13 protein-coding genes and 1 tRNA gene are annotated in these 15,694 nt (G+C 43.5%); 13 read left to right on the top strand and 1 reads right to left on the bottom strand.

Going from position 1 to position 15,694, the window contains the following annotated elements:
* Position 1 precedes the first annotated feature (1 nt).
* The 10 genes from ACEW8F_RS10570 (at position 2) to ACEW8F_RS10525 (ending at position 12,016) form a co-directional block, all read left to right on the top strand.
* The gene (locus ACEW8F_RS10570; RefSeq protein ID WP_373483432.1) at positions 2-1,723 is read left to right on the top strand and encodes a GH3 auxin-responsive promoter family protein; all 1,722 of its coding nucleotides are present in this window, start codon (positions 2-4) and stop codon (positions 1,721-1,723) included.
* Positions 1,720-3,396, top strand: a complete 1,677-nt coding sequence (locus tag ACEW8F_RS10565) for a GH3 auxin-responsive promoter family protein (protein WP_373483431.1) — start codon at positions 1,720-1,722, stop codon at positions 3,394-3,396. Before ACEW8F_RS10570 ends, ACEW8F_RS10565 begins: the two co-directional genes overlap by 4 nt.
* 3 nt (positions 3,397-3,399) lie before the next feature.
* Positions 3,400-5,139: an ABC transporter ATP-binding protein gene (locus tag ACEW8F_RS10560; protein ID WP_373483430.1), complete on the top strand. Its 1,740-nt coding sequence runs from the start codon at positions 3,400-3,402 to the stop codon at positions 5,137-5,139.
* Complete coding sequence (locus tag ACEW8F_RS10555; RefSeq protein WP_373483429.1) at positions 5,136-6,908, top strand: ABC transporter ATP-binding protein; 1,773 nt, start codon at positions 5,136-5,138, stop codon at positions 6,906-6,908. The genes ACEW8F_RS10560 and ACEW8F_RS10555 overlap by 4 nt, the downstream gene beginning before the upstream one ends.
* Before the next feature lie 32 nt (positions 6,909-6,940).
* A complete protein-coding gene (locus tag ACEW8F_RS10550) occupies positions 6,941-7,864 on the top strand; it encodes a RimK family alpha-L-glutamate ligase (RefSeq protein WP_373483428.1) in 924 nt (307 codons plus the stop codon).
* Positions 7,858-8,775, top strand: a complete 918-nt coding sequence (locus ACEW8F_RS10545; RefSeq protein ID WP_373483427.1) for a RimK family alpha-L-glutamate ligase — start codon at positions 7,858-7,860, stop codon at positions 8,773-8,775. Before ACEW8F_RS10550 ends, ACEW8F_RS10545 begins: the two co-directional genes overlap by 7 nt.
* A 127-nt stretch (positions 8,776-8,902) precedes the next feature.
* Positions 8,903-10,570, top strand: coding sequence for a metallophosphoesterase (locus ACEW8F_RS10540; RefSeq protein WP_373483426.1), 1,668 nt, complete (start codon positions 8,903-8,905; stop codon positions 10,568-10,570).
* A gap of 108 nt (positions 10,571-10,678) precedes the next feature.
* Positions 10,679-11,176: a DNA-deoxyinosine glycosylase gene (locus ACEW8F_RS10535; RefSeq protein ID WP_373483425.1), complete on the top strand. Its 498-nt coding sequence runs from the start codon at positions 10,679-10,681 to the stop codon at positions 11,174-11,176.
* Between the two features lie 203 nt (positions 11,177-11,379).
* Positions 11,380-11,550, top strand: coding sequence for a type II toxin-antitoxin system HicA family toxin (locus ACEW8F_RS10530; protein ID WP_186893716.1), 171 nt, complete (start codon positions 11,380-11,382; stop codon positions 11,548-11,550).
* A 46-nt stretch (positions 11,551-11,596) separates the two neighbouring features.
* Entirely contained in the window at positions 11,597-12,016 is a 420-nt protein-coding gene (locus ACEW8F_RS10525) for a type II toxin-antitoxin system HicB family antitoxin (RefSeq protein ID WP_373483424.1), read from the top strand.
* Between the two features lie 226 nt (positions 12,017-12,242).
* On the opposite strand, the gene ACEW8F_RS10520 is transcribed toward ACEW8F_RS10525, so the two are convergent.
* A tRNA-Ala gene (locus ACEW8F_RS10520) sits at positions 12,243-12,318 on the bottom strand.
* A gap of 402 nt (positions 12,319-12,720) precedes the next feature.
* Here ACEW8F_RS10520 and ACEW8F_RS10515 point away from each other — a divergent pair.
* From ACEW8F_RS10515 to pduA, 3 genes are all read left to right on the top strand, one after another.
* On the top strand, positions 12,721-13,974 hold the full coding sequence (locus ACEW8F_RS10515) for a PocR ligand-binding domain-containing protein (RefSeq protein WP_373483423.1): 1,254 nt from the start codon (positions 12,721-12,723) through the stop codon (positions 13,972-13,974).
* Between the two features lie 2 nt (positions 13,975-13,976).
* The gene (locus tag ACEW8F_RS10510) at positions 13,977-15,095 is read left to right on the top strand and encodes a response regulator (protein WP_373483422.1); all 1,119 of its coding nucleotides are present in this window, start codon (positions 13,977-13,979) and stop codon (positions 15,093-15,095) included.
* A 293-nt stretch (positions 15,096-15,388) separates the two neighbouring features.
* Positions 15,389-15,664 carry a propanediol utilization microcompartment protein PduA gene (pduA, locus tag ACEW8F_RS10505; protein ID WP_014356948.1) on the top strand — a complete coding sequence of 92 codons (276 nt, stop codon included), beginning with the start codon at positions 15,389-15,391 and terminating at the stop codon, positions 15,662-15,664.
* The last annotated feature ends 30 nt before the right edge of the window (positions 15,665-15,694 follow it).

The raw sequence follows: 15,694 nt of genomic DNA, 5'->3' as shown, positions 1-15,694 counted from the left end.
AATGACAATAGATAGAATCCCGGAAGAAATTTCCAGTGACATCTTTGAGGCGAGTGAAGGCAAAAGCATTCCTGAGTTATTAAAGGAAATGCCCAATGAAAAATTAGTCAAAAGCTTCTATTTAATAGAAAATAGTCCTGAGGTCACACAATTGCGTGTGCTTCAGGATATTTTAAAATCTGCAGAAAATACTGAATTTGGAAGAAAAATGGGATTCGTTGAGATTAAAACCGTTGATGCGTTCAGAAAAAGAGTGCCAATTTCGGACTATTCTCAGGTGGCGGCGGAAATTGACAGATTAAAAGACGGGGCTGTAGACATCTTTTTTGACGGTTCGGCGGCCAGTTTTATTGCTACCAGTGGTTCCACCGGTGTTCCCAAACTACTGCCGGAAAGTAAAAACGGCGAACTGGTCAAGGGACTGGTTTCTCAGATTCGGGCGATCCTGCTGTTAATGCTGGCTCCAGAAGTCATGGCCCCAGGGAAAAAGGTGCTGGCCATTGCCAATCCCTCTGAATATGGAAAGACTGAAGCGGGCATTCCGATTGGCTCAGCTTCCGGTCAGGCGGCCAAAGATATGCCGATCGAGATGCTGAAAAAAATGGTGCTGCCGCCAGAAATGATGATGGCTAAAGAAGTGAGTAACGAGGCCACCGATTATCTGACGATCCGTTATGCTTTGGAAGAAAAGAATCTGGTTGGGGTGGTCTGCAGTAATATTGCTCACTTTAATATCTTGCTGAAAAAAATGAATGCAGCTGCAACTGATTTGCTGGAAGATATCAGCAAGGGTCAGATATCTTCAAAAATATGTTTGGAAGCATCGCTGCGGGAAAAACTGGAGTCAAAATTACAGCCAAACCCGGATCGGGCTGACGAATTAAAAACAATTCTAGCGAAAAATAAATGCCTGGATGTGGCGAAAATCTGGCCGGAGTTTTCGGTTGTGTCCTGTTGGATGTCTTCCAGTGCGGCAAAAATAGTCGCCGATGTGAAAAAGGTTTTGCCAGAGACTGTGAAGTTTTTGGAATGGGGCTACGGCGCCAGCGAAGGCAAGTTCAATATACCAGATAAAGCCCAGGATCCGGCTGGATTACTCGCCCTCTTTGGTTATTTTTTTGAATTTTTGCCGGTCGGATCAGAAAACAATGAAACCGTTCTGGCTCATGAATTGAAAAAAGGTGGCTATTACGAGCTGATTATCACCTCTTATTCCGGGCTGTATCGCTATAATATGAAGGATATTGTTTATGTCACGGATATGATTAAGCAGATCCCCAGGGTTGTTTTTGTCTGTAAAGAATCCGAACGCCTTGACATCGAGAATTTGAAGTTGATGATCTATGAGATTGAAGGATCCATTCAAAGGGTGTCCGTCCAACAAAACCAGGAAATTCGCTTTTTTCAGATTTTATTAGATGCTAATCAGCGAAAATTGGTATTTATGCTGGAACCCTGCTCAGAAACACTTGACGGTGAATTATTCAGAGCAGCGTTGGATAAAAGCCTGATGGCCGATAACCGGGATTATCAAAAATTACGCAACGACAATATATTGGCAGCACCTGAGCTGCTGCTGATGCAGGATGGCTACCGGGACTCGCTGTTCACCCGATCGATCATGCCAGGGAAAAATGTGAATCAAACCAAATTAAAAACTATAGTCAAAGAATACCCAGAAAAAAGTAGCATCATTTACTGGGCAAAGGAAGGCGAAAAATGATAAAAATTATACCAAAGTTGATCTATACCCTAAATATTAAAAAAGGCTACAAAAAAATAGAGAATTTTGATCGATTAACAGAAAATGCTCCGGAAATAAACAAGCAGCTGTTGCTGGATATGCTAGCAAAAAATGCCGATACCGAATATGGAAAACGCTATCATTTTGACAAGATTAACACCGTTGAAGATTATAAAAAAATGGTGCCATTTTCAATTTATGATGATTATGCTCCTTATATTGAACGGATGGTAGCTGGCGAGTCGGATCTGCTTACCAAAGACCCCATTGTTCATTATGCCCTGACTTCCGGAAGTGTGGATAATCCCAAGAAGATCCCGGTTTCGGAACAAACCGTAGATCTTTATCGGGAATATGCCACCCAGTTCAGTTTTGCCATTATTGCCCGGGCTCTGGGGAAAAAGTGGCGACGCGGTCGCGGCCTGAACTTGATGGAAGTCAAATTTGAAACGTTACCCAATGGTTTATTTGCCGGGTCTATTTCAGGACGGGGTGTCTATAGCATCAAAGACATTTTGTTTCTGATGTTCACCTCACCTAAGGAAATCGTTTTTCCCACCGAAATAATGGATACCAAGTATGCTCACCTTCGCTTTGCGCTGATGGAGCGAAATCTGTCCTATATTGTTTCGGCCTTTATGACCGGAATTTCCGACTTGATGAAATACATGGAAACAAACTGGGAAATGATCGTCAATGATATCGAAAAAGGCAGCATCGATCCGGATATAAAAATTTCCGATGATGTGAAAGCCCAGTTGCTGACCCAGATTAAACCAAACCCCAAACGGGCAGCGGAATTAAGAAAGGAATTTGAAAAAGGATTTGAGACCCCGATCATTCCCAGAATCTGGCCGGAGCTGGCTTTTGTCCACGCCATCGGAAGCGGGGGATTTTCTGTCTATACTGATAAAATGCGCCATTATTTGGGGGATATACCCATTTATTTTAGTGTTTACGCCGCATCTGAGTCGATCATGGCGATCTGTAACGAAATGGAAGCCCAGGAATTTGTGCTGATTCCGGACTCGGCCTTTTATGAGTTTATTCCGGCTGATCAGGAAGAAGGGGAGGAAACCCTGACCATGGAACAGCTCGAAACCGGCAAGGATTATGAAATAGTCCTGACCAACACCTCTGGCTTTTACCGCTATCGGATCAAAGATGTGGTGCGGGTGGTGGGCTGGTATAAAAACTGTCCCAAGATCAAATTTGTCTATCGGCTTAATCAGATGGTCAGCATTGCTGGCGAAAAGACCACCGAAGAGTGCATTTCCTGGGCAGTTAAGGAATTTGCCCGGGCCACCGCCTGCGAACTGGTGGATTACTCAGTCTATGCCGATGTGGCGGTATCGCCGGGCCGCTATGTTATTTTCATTGAGTTAGAAAAACCGTTAGCGAAGGAACGGTACGATGAGTATCGCCAAATCATGGAAGAGAAGTTGGGGACGGCCAATCCTTCGATTGGATCCAAGGTGAAAAGCGGCGTCTTGAGCCCCTCGGAGATTTCCTTTGTTCAGGAAGAAACCTATGCCCTCTACCGTGATCTGATGATCATGCGGGGGATATCCGCAAATCAGTTAAAACCGGTCCGGGTAATTGACACACTGGTCAAAGAGAACTTTTTCTTTGCCTTAGTGGATAAGGAGTAGCCGATGGTTAGCTTACTTATCCGGTATCTAAAAGATTACCGGCTCCAGATGATTCTGGTATTTGTCTTTGTGCTCAGCCAGGCGGCGGCCCAGCTTTATCTGCCCACAATGATGGGGGATATTATTGAAAACGGGGTGGCCCAGGGGGATACCCCTTATATTTTGAAAAGCGGTGCGATGATGCTGGCGGTTTCACTGGTGGCGGCGGTCTGTATGGTGGCTTCCAGCTACTATTCAGCCTATGTTACCGCCTCCTTTACCAGCCGGATTCGGGCGGATGTCTTTGATAAGGTGAAAGAATTTTCCCAGACCGATTTCAATCGCTTTGGGGCAGCCACCCTGCTGACCCGCTCCACCACCGATGCCACCCAGATGCAGATTGTTGTCATCAATGGCTTACGGTCGCTGCTGCTGGTTCCGATCACCGGAGTTGGCGCACTGGTGATGGCATTTCGGGAAAACGTCACCCTGACGTTGTTGTTGTTGGGATCTTTTCTGATTACGACGATTATCATCGGCTTGACCACTGCCCGAAGCATGCCCTTATTTAAGATCATGCAGCAGAAAGTGGATCGGCTAAACCTGCTGATGAAAGAAAAACTGACCGGGGTGCGAGCGATCCGGGCGTTTAACCGGCAGGATTATGAAACTGAGAAATTTGGTCAGGCCAACCAGGAAGGCATGCAAGCCGCCGTCAAAGCAAACTATGCAGTGGCTTTTTTTGCGCCGTTGATGCAGTTGATGATGAACCTGACGATGGTGATTATTCTGTGGTTAGGTGCTGATGAAGTTCAACAGCAAATCGTCAGTCTGGGCGGTTTGATGGTATTTATCCAATATGTATTAATGTTTATGTCAGCTCTGGGTCTGGTTTCGGCCCTATTAATGGCTTATCCCCAGGCGGCGGTTTCAGCCGCCAGGGTTAAAGAGGTGCTGGATTGCGAATTCTCAATACAGGATAAGGAAAATCCCGCTGTCCTGGAAAATATTACCGGACGAATTGAATTTAAAGATGTCAGCTTTGGTTATACCGGCGCCGAAATTAATGTTCTGGAGCGCTTGAATTTTGTCGCCGAGCCAGGAAAAATCACCGCCATTGTCGGGGCCACCGGCTCCGGAAAAACAACTCTGGTCAATCTGATTTTGCGGCTTTATGAGGTCAGCGATGGGAATATTGTGATTGACGGCATCGATATCCGGGATTGTACCCAGCATGATTTAAGAAGTGTCATCGCCTATGTTCCTCAGGAATCAGTGTTATTCAGTGGCACCGTGCTGGAAAATATCCGGGTCGGCAAAGATCAGGCCACTGAGGCGGAGGTTACCGAAGCCCTATCGATTGCCCAGGCACTTGACTTTGTCAATGAACGGGAAGGACAACTTAGTAGCACGATTTCTCAGGGCGGTAAGGATCTTTCTGGGGGCCAGCGGCAGCGTCTTTCGATCGCCCGGGCGGCAGTCAAAAAAGCCCCAATCACGATCTTTGACGATTGCTTTTCGGCGTTGGATTTTAAGACCGACTCCCTGGTTCGAAAAGCCATTCGCGAAAAATTTGGGGATAAAACGGTGTTGATCGTTGCCCAGCGGATCAGCACCATTAAACATGCCGACCGCATTCTGGTGCTCGACAATGGCGCCATTGTCGGTCAGGGTAAACATGAGGACCTGATCCGAGATTGTCTGGTTTATCAGGAAATTCTGAAATCCCAATCCTATAGCGATGGGAAGGAGGAATCACTGTGAAAACAAAAAAAAGAAAATACAGCTTTGGTGCCATCGGTAAGCGACTGAGTCATTATTTAAAGGACAAAAAACATGTTATCTTTTTTGTGGCGGTGGCTTTGATTGCCAGTACCATCTTTGCGATTTTTGCACCGGTGGTTACCAAGGATGTGACCGATAGCATTGCCGACAGTATTTCAAAAAATACGGATATTGATTTTTCCTATATTGGGCAGCAACTGATTATCCTGGCCGCGCTTTATATCTTAAGCGCCGGGTTTGCCTATTATGCGACCATGCGCACCACCTATCTGTCACAGTTGGCGATTAAACGACTGCGGGCTGATATTCAGGAAAAACTGAATAAACTGACGCTGAATGTGTTGGATCAGAGTGAACGGGGGGATCTGCTTTCCCGGGTCACCAATGATGCTACTACCCTTTCTGGAGCGCTGGAAAGCAATCTGACCCAGATCCTGGTTCAGGCCACCAGTATTATCGGAATCATTGTGATGATGCTGGTATTAAATGTTTCATTGAGCCTGATCTTCTTTGTCGCCATTCCGCTGTCTTATTTTGTAATGAAACTGATTACCAAAAAAACCCAGGTGCTGTTCAGAAGACAGCAACAGGAACTGGGGGCCTTAAATGGACTGATTGAAGAAGTCTATGACGGCCATTTAATTATCAAGTCTTTTAATCACGAAGCAAAATCGGCCGAAAAATTTGATGGTATCAATCAGCGGTTCTTCAAATCATATTTAAGTTCGCGGTTTTATTCGGGACTCAGTGCACCGCTGATGAAGTTGATCAATAACCTGGCCTATATTGGCATTTGTGTGGTGGGGGGGATTTTTGTCATTACTGGGACCCTGACCATCGGGGGAATTCAGGCCTTTTTGATCTATGCCAATAATATTGCCAGCCCCACGGCCCTGATTTCCAATAACCTGAACTTTATCCAGTCCGGTGCGGCAGCAGCCGAACGAATCTTTGAATTTTTGGATCGGGAAGAGGAACAGGCAGATGTCGGTACCGAAGTGCTGGATGTTGCCAATGCCAAAGGCAGCATTGAATTTAATAACGTTGAGTTCGGCTATATTCCGGAACGGACCTTATTCCATGATGTGTCGCTAAAAGCCGAACCGGGAGAAATCCTCGCGGTGGTAGGACCGAGTGGCGCGGGTAAGACAACCCTGGTTAATCTGCTGATGCGTTTTTATGAAATCAATCACGGCAGCATTCTTTTAGAAGGCTTGAATGTCAAAGACCTGACCCGTCATAATTTGAGATCTGCTTTTGGCATGGTACTTCAGGATACCTGGCTTTTTGATGGCACCATCGAAGAAAATATTGCTTATGGCAAAAGCGGGGCAACCCGCGAAGATGTTATCGCGGCGGCCAAAAAAGCCCAGTGCGACGAATTTATCAAAAAACTGCCCCTGGGCTATGAGACCCGGATCGGTGGCGATTTCACCACCCTATCCGAAGGGGAATGCCAGCTGCTGGCTATTGCCCGAACGATTATTGCGGACCCCAAGGTATTAATACTGGATGAGGCGACCTCATCGGTGGATACCCGAACCGAAATTTTGATCACCCAGGCCATGGAAGCGATGATGAAGGGACGAACCACCTTTATTATCGCCCATCGGCTCTTTACCATCAAAAATGCCGATAAGATTATTTTTATGATCGAGGGCGACATTAAAGAGGTCGGCAGTCATGCCGAACTGATGAAGCTGGGTGGTTTATACGCCAATTTATATTTAAGTGCATCAGATAATTAAAAGCTCAGATAAATAAAATTCAGGAGGTTAAAATGAAAGGTTGGTTATTAAGAAATCCCGGAAAAATGGAAGATCCTTCGATTGTGAAAATTATGAAGGTAGTTGAAGAGTTACATGTCGATCTGATAGTGGTTGATCCGCTACAGATCCATGTGGTCTGCGACCATGACTTTGACGGAAAACTCTATGTTGGTGACGAAATTATGGAGGTGCCGGATTATGTGGTGGCAGCCTTCTTCACGGAAAAAAACTACCATACTTCGGCGGCGTTGCGAATGCTGGAATCATTGGGGGTGCTGTGCATCAATTCATACGATGCCATCAAAAATGTCGATGACAAGCTGCTGACTTTTCAGTTGGTGGCCGAGTCCATTGAAGCGGTTTGTTTTCCCAGAACTCTGCTCGTCACCGAGTACACGGAAGCATCCTTCGTCAGCAAACTGTTTGACTATCCCGTGGTGATGAAAGTCATGCATGGTAGCAAAGGCAAGGGCGTGGTGCTGGTTAACAACGAAAAAGAACTGGACAACCTGATCAGCATGAGTACCGCCAGCCAAATCGGCGATGAAATTATTATTCAGGAATGCATCAAAGCATCCTCCGGTCGGGATCTGCGGATGATTCTGGCCAACGGTAAGTTTGTCAAATCATTTATTCGTCAGAATGAAAAGAGCTTTCGATCAAATCTTGCCAAGGGTGGCCATATCGTCGAGTATACCCCACCGGCAGCGGTTATTGAGGCCGCCGAAAAGGTGGCGCAGCTGCTTAAAATCAATATGGGCAGTGTCGATTTTCTCTTTGGCGAAAATGATACCTTCTATTTATGTGAAGCCAATGCGATGCCGGGAGTGGCCTTTGACATCAAAGTAATGTTTGCCGATTTAATGAAACAGATCAAGGATCGACCGGAACCGCTCTGGAAAAAAAGATTGCGAGAAGGTGACAAAACATGCTAGGCTGGTTATTAGTTAATCACGAAACATTGGCCGAGCCGTCGATCCAGACGATTATTGCGCTGATTGAAAAGATGGGCGTCAACATCAGAACCGTGGACGTCAGTGAGGTTCAGGTGATATGTGAACCGGGTGACAGTCAGCATTGTTTTATCGGTGGCGAAGCGGTGGATGTGCCGGACTTTTCGCTGTCAGCTTTTTTCGGCGGCAATAACTATCATAGCAAGGCCGTTGTCAAAATGCTGGAGTCCCTGGATGTGCTTTGTGTCAATAGTTCCGAAAGCCTGAACAACACCGCCGATAAGCTGTTGACTTTTCAAAAGCTGGGAGCCGCTGAGCAGGGCTTTTTATTCCCTAAAACGGTGCTGATGACCCCGAAAACAAAGCCGTCCTTCATTGCCGACGAGCTGGGATTACCCTGCGTAGTCAAGGTGATGCACGGCAGCAAGGGCAAAGGCGTGGTGCAGATCAAAACCGAAAAAGAACTGGAAAACATTCTGGATATTTACGCCGCCATGAATTTTGATGACCATATCCTGATTCAGGAGTGTATCGCTGCCTCGAAAGGCCGGGATATGCGGATTATGCTAAGCGGCGGAAAATTCTCAACCGCTTATATCCGGGACAATGGCGACAACTTTAAATCCAACCTTTCCCAGGGTGGTGATCTGCAGTTTATTACGCCACCAGCTCAAGTAATCGAAATTGCCGAACAAGCTGCCGCGGTGCTGGATATCTACTTTGGCAGTATCGATTTTCTGTTTGGCGAAAATGACACTTATTACATCTGTGAAGCCAATTCGATGACCGGGCTGACCTATTCCAAGGATGCCCTCAGTAATACCGAGAGCAATCCGCTACTGCTGACGCTGAAGAATATTATGACCGAGGCCCAGAAGCGAAAGCAAAAATAATGGCGAAATAACAAGTTGCAGTCGGGGGAGCCCTTGGGTTAGTTCTGACAATTTTTCAAAAGAATCATATGATTGACCTGATCGTCAAAAATCAAAGCCAAAATAAATGATAGAGGAGTTATGATTAATGAAAACCACAAAATATTTTAGTCTGGCCTGTTTAAAGATTGCCAGTTCGATTCTGGGGGCCTATACGGCAATTTCGGATGGCTCAAAAGAGATGACCATTGAGTCCAATGTGTTAATGTCTGATGAAATGGATAACCCACCGGTAAATGATCAGATTCAAACCATTTTGCTTAAATTCAGTGATGAGCTGGATCCGGCTACTATCGCGGATGCGGTGAAGCTGTATCGCATCGATGGCGCCGGGAATCCGGTCGAAGAAGCATGTGCGGTAAAAATCGATCTTAACGATCCAAAATCGATCCGCATCAATAATCAGGATATCACCCGGTTTGCCCAGGGGGAAGCCTATCAACTGGTCATAAAAAGCACCTTGGGTGCAAAGACAAAAGCATCACTGGGTTGTGACTATATCGGCTATTTTGCCACTAATATTGATTTTGATTTATCCGGCAACCCGGAGTTAAACGAAGAACGATGCCAAATTATTGTTGCCAGCGATTTTCATCTGGGCGTGGATTCATCCTTTGCCGAGCTGGAAAAAAACAAACAGGCGCTGGTGGATTTCCTGGCCCAGGTCAAAAACTCACCTAATGTGAAAGAACTGGTCATCGGCGGCGACTTACTGGACGAATGGTTTTTACCCATGGATTATCAGATGCCGGATTCCAAAGCCGAATTCTTTGATCAGGTGGCGGCTAACAACCAGGCGATCATAGATGGCTTTAATGCGATCATCAAAGCTGGGGAAATCAAGGTGACCTATGTTCCCGGGAACCATGATTTATTGTTAACCGCGGCCGATGTGGCCCGGATTTTTCCGGGCATCAGTCAGGCCAGAGCAGAACTGCAGGGTCTGGGCACCTATATCACCGGTCCCAGTTCAGAAATTGTCATCGAGCATGGCCACAAGTATAATTTTTTCTGCACCCCCGATCCGATTTCGAACCGGGCGATCACAAACGATGATACCACTATTTTACCACCGGGTTATTTCTTTACCCGTATCGCCACCACCTGCGTGATTGAGGGTCATCCCCAGTCGGATAATGTCTTCCCGGAAATGATTCCCAACAAAGAAGACCCCAGTCAATTTAACGCCTATTTATATTATCAGACCTGGAAAGCGATTTTATCGGTATTACCGGTCAAGGAAAGCTTTGATGACAAGGTTTTAAAAACCAATATTGATGGATTTACCGAAAATTATTCCATTAATGACTGTATTCCGCAACAAGATAAAGAAACCGGAGCGATTAGCGGTGTGCTTTATCATAATATTCAGGATAGCTGGGAGGAACGCCAGACTATCAATGGTTTAACGGTTAAAATCCCCGTCAGTGAAGCGATCACCCGGGCGGCAGTTCCGGCCTTTACTGATTATCAGGCGCAAACGCAGTTTTTTGATGTGGATGCTTCCAAACGGATTGTTGTTTTTGGTCATACCCATGTGGCGGATATCATCGCCATGACCAATCGCGATAATCAAAAAACCATTTACGCCAACAGCGGAACCTGGATTGACAACGCCCAGGGCTATCCCACCCGAACCTTTGTGGTAATCACACCGCCTAAAGCTGGTTCGGCTATTGAGACGGTCAATCTGTATCAATATTCACCTGATCAGACCATTATCCAATGGACAGAGGCCCAGGCAATCCGGATTTAAAAAGCTGAAAAATCAAAACACCCGTGAATCTGCTGAGGCAAATTCACGGGTGTTTTAAGATTAAATCTTTATGATGTTAGAAGAGATACGAAGGGAGAAAAAACGTCGATGATCCATACATTTGAACCAGTATACGATGAGAAATCAAAAATTCTGATCCTGGGGACATTTCCGTCGGTAAAATCCAGAGAACTCAGTTTTTACTACCAGCATCCTCAAAACAGATTCTGGAAAGTCATCAGTGCCCTAGTGGGCAAACCAACCCCTGGTACCATTGAAGAACAAAAGCTCCTGCTGTTAGAAAATCATTTCGCGGTCTGGGATGTGATTTATTCCTGTGATATCAATGGTTCAAGCGACAGCTCCATTAAAAATGTGGTGCCCAACGATATTCGATCACTATTAAATAAGAGTGATATCGTAACCATTTATGCCAATGGCGGCAAAGCTGATGAACTGTATAACCGCTATTGTTATCAGAAAACCAACAAGGAGATCACAAAACTGCCATCCACCAGTCCTGCCAATGCCAGCTATTCGCTGGAAAAACTGGTGGCGTGCTGGGGAAAAGAGATTATTTCACGTAAAAATAGGTTCAAACCATAAAAAAAGAGAAGATCAACGGCTCTATTATGCAATTCTTATTGGTGGAGATGAGGGGACTCGAACCACTGGCCTTCTGACTGACAGTAAGGCAAGTGAAAATCTTTGTGGAATAATGGAATTAATGGAAAAAATTAAGCCAACCTAGTTGATACCATTGACAAGTGTGTATCTAGTGTGTACAATATAAGTGTCAGGAGGATACTATGAAACGTAGAGACTTGATAAAAAAGCTGGAAAAAATTGGTTTTGAGTTTGATCGTCATGGAGGAAAGCATGATGTTTACCGGAGAGGTAAAGATTTAGAGGAAATTCCACGGCACAATGAAATCAATGAACGTCTGGCAAAAGCAATCTTGAGGAAATGGGGCTTATAAAAGCCCTGCTTCCACTTGTAAAATAAAGAACCAGGAGGATAAACAAATGAAAGCCATCTATCCCGTGATTTTCACACAAACAGATGATATTGTTCTGGTAGAGGTGCCAGATTTGGGAATTCTGACTGAGGGATCCGATATGGCCGATGCCATTGATATGGCCCGTGATGCCATTGGATTAAAGGGGATCACGATTCAAGACGATGGCGAAGAGGTTCCAGCACCTTCAAAATTCAATGAAATAGATCCTTTACAGGGTACCTTTGCTACTGATGGAAGAGGGATCGTGTCATTGGTTGATGTGGACTTTACAGAATACCGCCGCCGACTTGATAATAAAACAGTTAGACGGAATGTAACCTTGCCCAATTGGTTGAATCTTGAAGCGGATAAAGCAAACGTCAATGTTTCCAGGGTATTGCAGGATGCCCTTATGGAAAAGCTGCACGTTACCAACCGAATGTAAACCGATGAGCCGATACATTGGAATAAACGGCGTTGTTGAACTGCCTGATAATGTGGATCATATTCTAGTCACAAAAGCCCGTAAAGCTCAGTAACTTTTGTTATTGGGCTTTAATTATTTTTAAAATAGTCGCCAAATAGTCGCCAGACTAGGGGTTTTTCGACCTCTTCCAGCCTCCGGACATAAAAAAAAGAGAACCTCAACGGCTCTCTTGTGCAATTCTTATTGGTGGAGATGAGGGGACTCGAACCCCTGGCCTTCTGACTGCCAGTCAGACGCGATCCCAACTTCGCCACACCCCCAGATGATACTGCTTTTAGGACACTTTTATAGTATAATTGAGGTACCTTTATTTTGCAAGTGTTTTTTTAAAAAAAGTTGAGAAAAAACATTCAACTTTCTTAATAAGAGGGTAAAATGTTTGAAAAGTACTGATTGACTGGATGAGAATGCGAAAATACGGATTTATTGCCTGTAACCGATAAAATACAGAGTTGTTCAAATACCTTAGGTCAAGAAAATATCTGATTTGTTCAAATTACCAATAAATGCAAAAATGCGAAGCAATATAATACTGATGCAAAGCAAAATATTCTAAAACAGTAAAAAAAATGCCAAAAATTTCCTGTATGTGTTATAATATTACTCAATGGAAATCGATGTAAAATGAAAATTATGGGATTATTGTCTAAAGGGGTTGTTTTATGAGAGTCTTATTAAAGATTACTGACATTATTGACGTAGAGGTACTGCAAAGGATACAGGATTCTTTTTCAGATGCCACCGGACTTGCCGCAGTTACGGTTGACTACAAAGGCAATCCGATTACTGAATACAGTAATTTTTCAGAATTCTGTAATTGTGTCAGAAAAGACAGCAACAATCGTGATTGTTGCTATCAATCGGATGCTCATGGCGGTATCGAGTCGGCACGATCTGGGAAACCATCGATTTACATTTGCCATGGGGGATTAGTTGATCTTGCGGTTCCCATTATGGTAAAGGGAAATTATCTGGGCGCCATTATGGCTGGACAGGTGAAAATTGATGAAGAAGAAATGAAACGCCTGCCTTATGGTACTAGCCATGAACTGACGGATTTTTCGAAAAACCCTGAAATCACGGATTTGTATGACAAAACGTTAAAAACAACATTAACCCAGGTCAGAGCAGCAGCGGATCTGCTCTATACCATTGCCAATTATCTTGTGGAAAAACAAATGATTCACATTATCCAGGAGGAATTACATAATAAGAACCTGGAATTGATGGAAGAGGTTAAACTGCGCAGTGAGGTTGAGGCTTCATTGAAAGAAGCAGATTTAAAAGCCTTGCAGGCTCAGATTAATCCGCATTTCCTGTTTAATGTGTTAAACACCATTGGCCGTCTGGCACTTCTTGAAGGGGCTGATAAAACCCAGGATATGATTTATGCATTTTCGGATATGATGCGCTACACCCTGAAAAAAGAAAAGAACAATGTGGTGACGCTGAAAGAAGAAATGGAACATGTACAAAACTATTTATCGATTCAAAAAATGCGACTGGGAAATCGACTCAATTATACGGTGGAAGTGGATGAGATGGCTGAAGACATCTTATGTCCTTTTATGACCATTCAGCCTTTTGTGGAAAATGCCATTATCCATGCCATTGAACCCAATGCCAAAGGCGGAGCAGTTCGAATAACAGCGGACATTCTTAAAGAAATTGCTATCTTGAAAATTGTTGATGATGGTAAGGGAATTCCGGATGATCGTATCCATAAAATTTTGGATGGGACCTATGAAGCAGATGGCCGGGAAAAGAATACCGGGATTGGAATTAATAATGCAAACAAGCGGCTTATGTATTATTACGGCGTTGATTATGGGGTTGAAATAAAAAGTGAGCTAGAAAAAGGCACTGAGATCACTATTAAGATACCTCGTAAGTCTCTCGCTGGGAGGGGATTATAATCATGTATAAACTGTTTATTGTTGAAGACGAGCATTTAGAGATTGAAGCGATTAAACTCATTCTTAGTCAACATGGTGAGAATATTGAAGTTGTTGGTGAAGCATCTTCGGGATTGGTGGCAATTGAAGAAATCCGGCGTTTGAATCCGGATATTATTCTATTGGATATCAATATCCCGGAAATTAATGGTATTGATGTTTTAAAGATGATTAAAAAAGAAGATCATGAAAAGAAGGTTATTTTAATTACTGCTTTTAATGAGTTTGATTTTGCTCACCAGGCCATTAAAGCTCGGGTCGATGATTTTCTGTTAAAACCGATACGCCCCCAACAATTGATGGATTCAATCAATCAGAGCATTGCTTCATTAAAAAACAATGCTAAAGAACGATTTGATGAAAAAATGAATGAAGTCATTTTTGCCATTATTCAGAAAAAATACAGTGATGCCAGAACCGCCCTGATCAGTTATCTGGATATGATTTATGATTACCATACCTATGATATCATGTCGGTACAGGCGGAAATCAAACATTTTATGGAAGAACTCAATATTGTGACTCAGGACATGTGCGGTTACGAACTGAATAGTCCGCTTTGTTCAAGCAATAACATGCAATTTGTAAACGGCTATAAAAATCGTTATGACTTAAAAATTGAAATCATGAAAACCATTGACAAGGTCTTTGATCGGATGCTTGATAATAAAGAAACCCGAAAAAACAATATCGAAGATATTTTGAATTATATTGACCGGAACTGTTATAAGGATATTTCCCTTGATCAGGTTGGGGAGTATGCCAATATGAGTTCTTACTATTTAAGTAAGATCTTTAAAAAGGAAACCGGCGTCAATTTTGTGACCTACCTGACGGAACGAAAAATTGAGATTGCCAAGGATATGTTGGCCAATACCGATGTTCCGATTATCAATATTGCCCTGGATCTTTCTTACCATGAACCGAATTATTTCAGCAAGGTATTTAAGAAGAGTACTGGAATGACCCCGACCGAGTATCGGAAAGAGCGGCGCGGTATTGCTCTAGAGGAAGATGAACAATTAGGAAATGCCCATTCAAAAGATGAAAAATATTCTGAAAAACATCGGGAAGTATCCTGATACAAAAATTAAATAAAAAGGTAAAAAAATGGAACAGGAAAACCTGATGGTGGACCTGTTCTTTTTAATTGTAGCAATAAATAAATACGACTTTAAAGTGCAGGGATTAGACAAAATATTCCACTATGTTTTTGTGTACAGAGACAAAAAACCGCGGTAGTAAAAGGTTTTCAAACTGATTCAAAGAAACTTACAATAATTTTATAAGAACAGCACAAGTAATTATCATAGCCTTTGAATTAAAATATAGGTAGTTCAGAAACAAAATCTTGAAATTAAGGAGGATAGAGCTTATGACAAACGAAGCTTTAGGTATGATTGAAACTAAAGGTCTGGTTGCCGCTATTGAAGCAGCAGATGCGATGGTAAAATCAGCAAATGTATCATTAATGGGCTACGAAAAAATCGGTTCTGGTTTAGTAACTGTAATGGTTCGTGGTGATGTTGGAGCAGTTAAGGCTGCAGTTGATGCAGGTGCTGCAGCAGCTGACAAAGTTGGACAAGTTGTTTCAGTACACGTAATCCCAAGACCACACGGTGATGTGGAGAAAATTTTACCAAGTCTATAATATTTTAATAATTACGGAGGTGTAAATTAA

The sequence above is a fragment of the Acetobacterium sp. genome, assembly GCF_041752335.1.
Classification (GTDB): domain Bacteria; phylum Bacillota; class Clostridia; order Eubacteriales; family Eubacteriaceae; genus Acetobacterium.
This window is presented reverse-complemented; position numbering and strand designations above follow the sequence as displayed.

Coding starts and splice junctions, on each gene's coding strand:
- ACEW8F_RS10570 (WP_373483432.1), top strand. CDS start 2: ATGACAATAGATAGAATCCCGGAAGAAATTTCCAGTGACATCTTTGAG.
- ACEW8F_RS10565 (WP_373483431.1), top strand. CDS start 1,720: ATGATAAAAATTATACCAAAGTTGATCTATACCCTAAATATTAAAAAA.
- ACEW8F_RS10560 (WP_373483430.1), top strand. CDS start 3,400: ATGGTTAGCTTACTTATCCGGTATCTAAAAGATTACCGGCTCCAGATG.
- ACEW8F_RS10550 (WP_373483428.1), top strand. CDS start 6,941: ATGAAAGGTTGGTTATTAAGAAATCCCGGAAAAATGGAAGATCCTTCG.
- ACEW8F_RS10545 (WP_373483427.1), top strand. CDS start 7,858: ATGCTAGGCTGGTTATTAGTTAATCACGAAACATTGGCCGAGCCGTCG.
- ACEW8F_RS10540 (WP_373483426.1), top strand. CDS start 8,903: ATGAAAACCACAAAATATTTTAGTCTGGCCTGTTTAAAGATTGCCAGT.
- ACEW8F_RS10535 (WP_373483425.1), top strand. CDS start 10,679: ATGATCCATACATTTGAACCAGTATACGATGAGAAATCAAAAATTCTG.
- ACEW8F_RS10530 (WP_186893716.1), top strand. CDS start 11,380: ATGAAACGTAGAGACTTGATAAAAAAGCTGGAAAAAATTGGTTTTGAG.
- ACEW8F_RS10525 (WP_373483424.1), top strand. CDS start 11,597: ATGAAAGCCATCTATCCCGTGATTTTCACACAAACAGATGATATTGTT.
- ACEW8F_RS10515 (WP_373483423.1), top strand. CDS start 12,721: ATGAGAGTCTTATTAAAGATTACTGACATTATTGACGTAGAGGTACTG.
- ACEW8F_RS10510 (WP_373483422.1), top strand. CDS start 13,977: ATGTATAAACTGTTTATTGTTGAAGACGAGCATTTAGAGATTGAAGCG.
- pduA (WP_014356948.1), top strand. CDS start 15,389: ATGACAAACGAAGCTTTAGGTATGATTGAAACTAAAGGTCTGGTTGCC.